The 4,775-nt window shown below is 43.1% G+C and carries 7 protein-coding genes; 3 read left to right on the forward strand and 4 right to left on the reverse strand.

Features of this window, described 5'->3' with window-relative positions; genetic code table 11:
• The 4 genes from FKP33_RS26430 to dcm form a co-directional block, all read right to left on the reverse strand.
• Nucleotides 1-350 (reverse strand): hypothetical protein (locus FKP33_RS26430; RefSeq protein WP_141336788.1); only part of this gene is annotated, 350 nt, incomplete at its 3' end.
• 74 nt (nt 351-424) lie between these two features.
• Entirely contained in the window at nt 425-1,636 is a 1,212-nt protein-coding gene (locus tag FKP33_RS26435) for a type II restriction endonuclease (protein WP_141336789.1), read from the reverse strand.
• A 29-nt stretch (nt 1,637-1,665) separates the two neighbouring features.
• Nucleotides 1,666-2,124, reverse strand: a complete 459-nt coding sequence (locus FKP33_RS26440; protein ID WP_141336790.1) for a very short patch repair endonuclease — start codon at nt 2,122-2,124, stop codon at nt 1,666-1,668.
• The gene (gene dcm / locus FKP33_RS26445) at nt 2,117-3,397 is read right to left on the reverse strand and encodes a DNA (cytosine-5-)-methyltransferase (RefSeq protein ID WP_141336791.1); all 1,281 of its coding nucleotides are present in this window, start codon (nt 3,395-3,397) and stop codon (nt 2,117-2,119) included. The genes FKP33_RS26440 and dcm overlap by 8 nt, the downstream gene beginning before the upstream one ends.
• Nucleotides 3,398-3,615: 218 nt before the next feature.
• On the opposite strand from dcm, the gene FKP33_RS26450 reads away from it, so the two are divergent.
• From FKP33_RS26450 to FKP33_RS26455, 3 genes are all read left to right on the forward strand, one after another.
• Nucleotides 3,616-3,957 (forward strand): EcoRII N-terminal effector-binding domain-containing protein, encoded by a 342-nt coding sequence (locus FKP33_RS26450; RefSeq protein ID WP_141336792.1) that lies wholly within the window; start codon nt 3,616-3,618, stop codon nt 3,955-3,957.
• Between the two features lie 397 nt (nt 3,958-4,354).
• Nucleotides 4,355-4,516: a hypothetical protein gene (locus FKP33_RS27400; protein ID WP_181410295.1), complete on the forward strand. Its 162-nt coding sequence runs from the start codon at nt 4,355-4,357 to the stop codon at nt 4,514-4,516.
• The gene (locus FKP33_RS26455) at nt 4,491-4,766 is read left to right on the forward strand and encodes a hypothetical protein (RefSeq protein WP_141336793.1); all 276 of its coding nucleotides are present in this window, start codon (nt 4,491-4,493) and stop codon (nt 4,764-4,766) included. The genes FKP33_RS27400 and FKP33_RS26455 overlap by 26 nt, the downstream gene beginning before the upstream one ends.
• Nucleotides 4,767-4,775 lie beyond the last annotated feature (9 nt).

A 4,775-nucleotide genomic window follows, 5' to 3' on the forward strand; every position in this document is an offset into this window, starting at 1 on the left:
TTTTTTAATAACTCTTCTTCTCTTTTGTTTTCGGCTTCATAGATAGGGCTGTCGGAAAAAAGTTCATCTGCATCTATCAATTCAAGTTTTGTTTGTTTGTAAATAGAGTTTGAGCAAAATGATGCTACTCTATAAATCTTCTCTTCCATTTTATCTTGCTCAGACAAAATAAAACCATTCTCGTTCTTACCAACAATCTCAGTTCCACATAAAGAAATAGTGATACCTTTAAAAAAACCGCTCTCATTAGCTTCCCATTTCACTTCACATCCGTCTAAATTATAAAACTTGGTTTCCGGGAAAGGTCTGGAAATCAGCGGATTTGCTTTAATTGTGTACGTTATCTTCATTATTCACCTCTGTTTGCTAAAATTGCATACCTTGGCTATCAATAACGGTGAACCGAGAGACGATATAATTTTGGTTATTGCCGTTCCTTCGCCAGTTGTATAAACGAGCTTAAATCCATCAGCCAGCTTTGCTGGCGAGGTTTATATGTGTCATGCAGACGCTTCGGCAACACCAGTTGCAAGTGATTCGCCTGCATCTCGTCTGTCTGATTTTCGCTGATGCCGGGTTCCAGTGTAAACAGGTGTTTATTATTAATCCGGTTTGCTTCAGCAAGTACCTGCCGCCATCTGTCCTTGCATGTAGACTTGACTCCCAGCATTGTTAGTCTTGACTCGGGGAATGTCATATCTCGATAATTGTTGATATGAGGGAACAAAAAGTCCGGCTTGGATTTGTTTTCTGTGACTGCCGTTCGAGAATATGTAAGGTTATGAGCCTTAAAGATTTCTTCCAGATGGTTCTCAAGAGCATATCCAACACGTGATTTCCTGCGATTGTGGACACTAAGCGAAAACTGGATAAAACCTTCAACATCAGTATTTCCATCATCATGGAAACCTGTTTCCAACCTTTTGGCAACGATATGATGTTCAAGACGCTTGAACAATTTTTCTTCTTGTTCAATCCACTTCAGCAAAGTCTGGTCCGGTTCTTCATAAGGTGAGACATCTCTGATTGTTCTTCTGGCCAGATCAGAGAAGACAGATGTACTTGGAAACCCTCCATCCAAGAACGGCACAAGTATAGCATCCAGATAATCGCTGTCATGTTCCTCAATAACAATGCCCATCTCTTCAAGAATATAACGGACAGCAAAATCAACTTCAGGGTCATGACCATCTTCAATTGCCTGAAAATTGAAGTTAAAGCCCACCTGATCCACACCAAACAACCACAGTAACTGGCTTTCCAGAGTACTCCCCGAAGGCACCAGTATCATATAAATTTCACCGTCTGGTCGCTTAGCGACAATCAGCATATCTGCTTCCCTCGCCTGATCCATAACATCATTGCTTTTAAAGTACAATCTGTATTCTGTACGGGTGGGGTGATTTTCCCGTGCATCGTACCATGTCAAATGGCCCTCACACGAGAACCCTTCATTCTCTCCGGCGAGCCAAAGAAACCGAGCTTCATGTGATATACGGTCATCACCAAACAAATTACGTAGAGGCTTGCTTCCGTTAAATTCATGCTGATTAGACACTGATGTATTAACCTCTACTGCACTGAGCCGCTTGATCGCCACCCCTTCAAAATACTGCGAAAGAAAGCCTCTCTGCATACGATAACATCCTCACAATGTTGGTTTGGTTAGCACTGCCCACCAATTTCAATAGATGTCATATCCGTCGTCTGTAACCATTGGGCACAAAGTTCTATTACTTCTTCGCTGTTAATACGGTATTTTCCTTTTAATGAGCATTCCCATACTATACCCATCCTCCAGCCCATTTCTTGAAGACGGGCCAAGTTCTCCTTATCAACTTCTATATTCCGATTAATCTTGGCATGCCAGAACTCTTCATTGGAGGATGGCCATTTAAACAGGTGACAGGAGTGACCATGCCAAAAGCATCCATGAGCAAAAATGACCGCCTTGTACCGGGGAAAAACCATGTCTGGCTTCCCCGGCAAGCTTCGGTCATGAAGTCGATATCTGAATCCCAGCTTGTGAAGTCCTTTTCTCAGAATCATTTCCGGCTTCGTATCCTTACTCTTGATCCCGGCCATCATCCGGCTTCTGGTTTCAGGTGAAACGATGTCAGACATATGCTGCAACCTTTTCAAAAAGCATTTGAACCTGATCTGCATCCTTGGTTGTTCTCATTGCTTTAAAGATGTACGGAAGCATATGTGAAGCCACAGCCTCAACAACAGGCACTGCAACAGAGTTCCCGAATTGCTTGTATGACTGTGTGTCCGAAACAGGGATTACAAATGGTTTGTGACCCGGTTTGTCAAATCCCATCAACCTTGCACATTCACGAGGAGTTAACCGCCGCGGATTCTTGCCTTCCTGTCTGATCAGTATTTCCGAACCGTCCTTGTAATAACGTGCAGACAGGGTGCGGGCGACGTCATCTGGACCAAATAATCCATATCCAAAGCCATTTCCTTTTGCCCTGTGCTTCTCCGCGTAGTTCTGAAGGTATTCCCATAGCCTGTCACTCAGCGTATACTTGTCAGCAACCCTGCCTTCAGGAGCTTCAGTATACGGAGATTCAGGTGCCTCAGATCCGTTTTCCTTATGCAAAATCGAACCGAGTTTTGGCCCCGATTGAGGTAGCTTCATGTTATTAAAAGCAAACCCAACATCATCCCGGAATCCCACAATAAAGATACGTTCCCGATGCTGGGGAACAAAATGTTTGGCATCGATCACCCGAAAGTCTACATGATATCCAAGTTCTTCTTTTAATGTAGTCATGATTACCTTGAAGGTATTACCCTTGTCATGGCTAACCAGATTCTTTACATTTTCAAGCAGAAATGCCTTGGGTCTGTGGCGTTCTATCATTTGTGCCACGTCAAAAAATAGCGTACCCTGTGTAGCATCATGAAACCCGTGAGGACGACCCAAAGACTTTTTCTTTGACACTCCGGCTATGGAGAAAGGTTGACACGGGAACCCTGCAACGAGCACGTCATATTGGGGCATGTTGTCCAGATCAACATCGCGAATATCACCATTTATCGGATGATCACAGTTGTAGTTGGCCTGATAGGTTTTTCTGCATGCCAAGTCCCACTCACTGGTAAATACGCACTTGCCACCGATTGATTCAAACGCCTTTCGCAAACCACCGATACCTGCAAACAGATCAATAAATCTGAAATTGAAGTCATTATCCGGCTGACGTCCTGAACGTACATTATAGATGCTTTTTAGTTCTCTAAGCAGATTTTCATCAGGCAGTGACTCACCCTTCTCCCAGCGATAAATAGTTCGTTCACTTTTTCCGAGTAATTCAGAAACTTCCTTTACTGAGAATCCTGTCTTTTCTCTTATGTAAGCAAATTCCGTATCCTTGAACGTTTTCATAATTTAATGGGCCTCCCTGTCAAAAATATTCCCAGGGGGAACGTTTTTGACATAAGAATATCATAAACGAACACATTTTCGCAAACTATATTTTGAACGCAGGTCTTAAGACCTTGTAACAGCAGGAAAATCGTGACTTTTCACCTTATTATGTATCAAAATTCTGGAATTTTTGGCCGATATAATACTAAAGTCATATTCTGAAAGGATGAAGTGTGATGGCTACTATCAGAAAAACACTAAGTAGAAATGATGTCAGCGAGACTGACGCTCATCAAGCAGGAATGTACGTACTGAAGGATTCAATCTCTTTCTTTCCAAGATTGGGAACCGGGACCTTGAATCCCCGCGTTACCCTTGTATTCGAAGACGAATCAGGGAGATCATGGACATTCGACTTTATTTATTACAACAATGCTTATTTTGGAGGTACACGGGATGAATACCGATTGACTCCTATGAATGACTATTTCAATCTGTATAATATCAAGGCAGGAGACACAATTATTCTGGAGAGAGCAACTGATGGCAAACTAAAAATCAGACATGAGAAAGTCTGATTTTCTTAAATAACTGGCCTTTTTCAAATACCGAAAGACAGCATAGCTCATGCAAGTTGTCTTTCGTTTTTTTGTTCCGTTTAGGTTACACATGATTGGGAGTCAAATCCAATATTAAGGTGGTTTTAGCCTCAGTCCCTTAAGTTTAGTTGTGATTTTTAGTGTTTAAGCCATCTGCGGTAATTCTTTGGTTTTGCAATGGGCTTTTCCATATTCTATATATTCCCGGATTGGATGAATTGTAACATAGAACAGCCACAGGTGAATCAGGAAGGTTTAAAACCACCCCTGCTTGAAGGCATACCAACAAAACCATATAAACCCTACCATCTGATACCCCAGCGACAACTTCCGTGCCTGCTATTGACTCAGGCTACGCACATGGAAGATCGTATTCGTGGAGCCCGAGGAAGTGGCTGCGGCCACAGTAGAAGCGGCAACGCGGCTGGAGGAATACTTTTTCGCCCATGCGCTAAAGGCGTTCGGTCAGGCTTCCGAAGGCGTACACGTCGGCGTACAACGGCAAACTGTATATGACGAACGTGGGAACGGTGTATGAGATGGGAACGAGCGGTAATATGATCACTTTTGTTGACGAGAAAGAACTGATTTACAAGGACGGTACACCGATCAAGAAAATGAATCAGATGAACTTTGACAACAACGGCAATGTCATTTTTTACGATGACGACAGCAAATCCATCCTTGGGCCGCTCAGGCTTATGACCGAAAAACTTATGCAATCCCGCTTGCGTGTGAGCACCGAGGAACAAGCCGAGAACCGGGCTTCCTCGTGGTTCAAGTCATAGGTTGCTACA

It is taken from the genome of Paenibacillus sp. tmac-D7 (genome assembly GCF_006519665.1).
Classification (GTDB): Bacteria; Bacillota; Bacilli; order Paenibacillales; family NBRC-103111; genus Paenibacillus_G; species Paenibacillus_G validus.

Bases quoted from the DNA above. Each gene is read 5' to 3' on its own strand.
- FKP33_RS26435 (WP_141336789.1), bottom strand. From the start codon at position 1,636: ATGCAGAGAGGCTTTCTTTCGCAGTATTTTGAAGGGGTGGCGATCAAG.
- FKP33_RS26440 (WP_141336790.1), bottom strand. From the start codon at position 2,124: ATGTCTGACATCGTTTCACCTGAAACCAGAAGCCGGATGATGGCCGGG.
- dcm (WP_141336791.1), bottom strand. From the start codon at position 3,397: ATGAAAACGTTCAAGGATACGGAATTTGCTTACATAAGAGAAAAGACA.
- FKP33_RS26450 (WP_141336792.1), top strand. From the start codon at position 3,616: ATGGCTACTATCAGAAAAACACTAAGTAGAAATGATGTCAGCGAGACT.
- FKP33_RS26455 (WP_141336793.1), top strand. From the start codon at position 4,491: ATGACGAACGTGGGAACGGTGTATGAGATGGGAACGAGCGGTAATATG.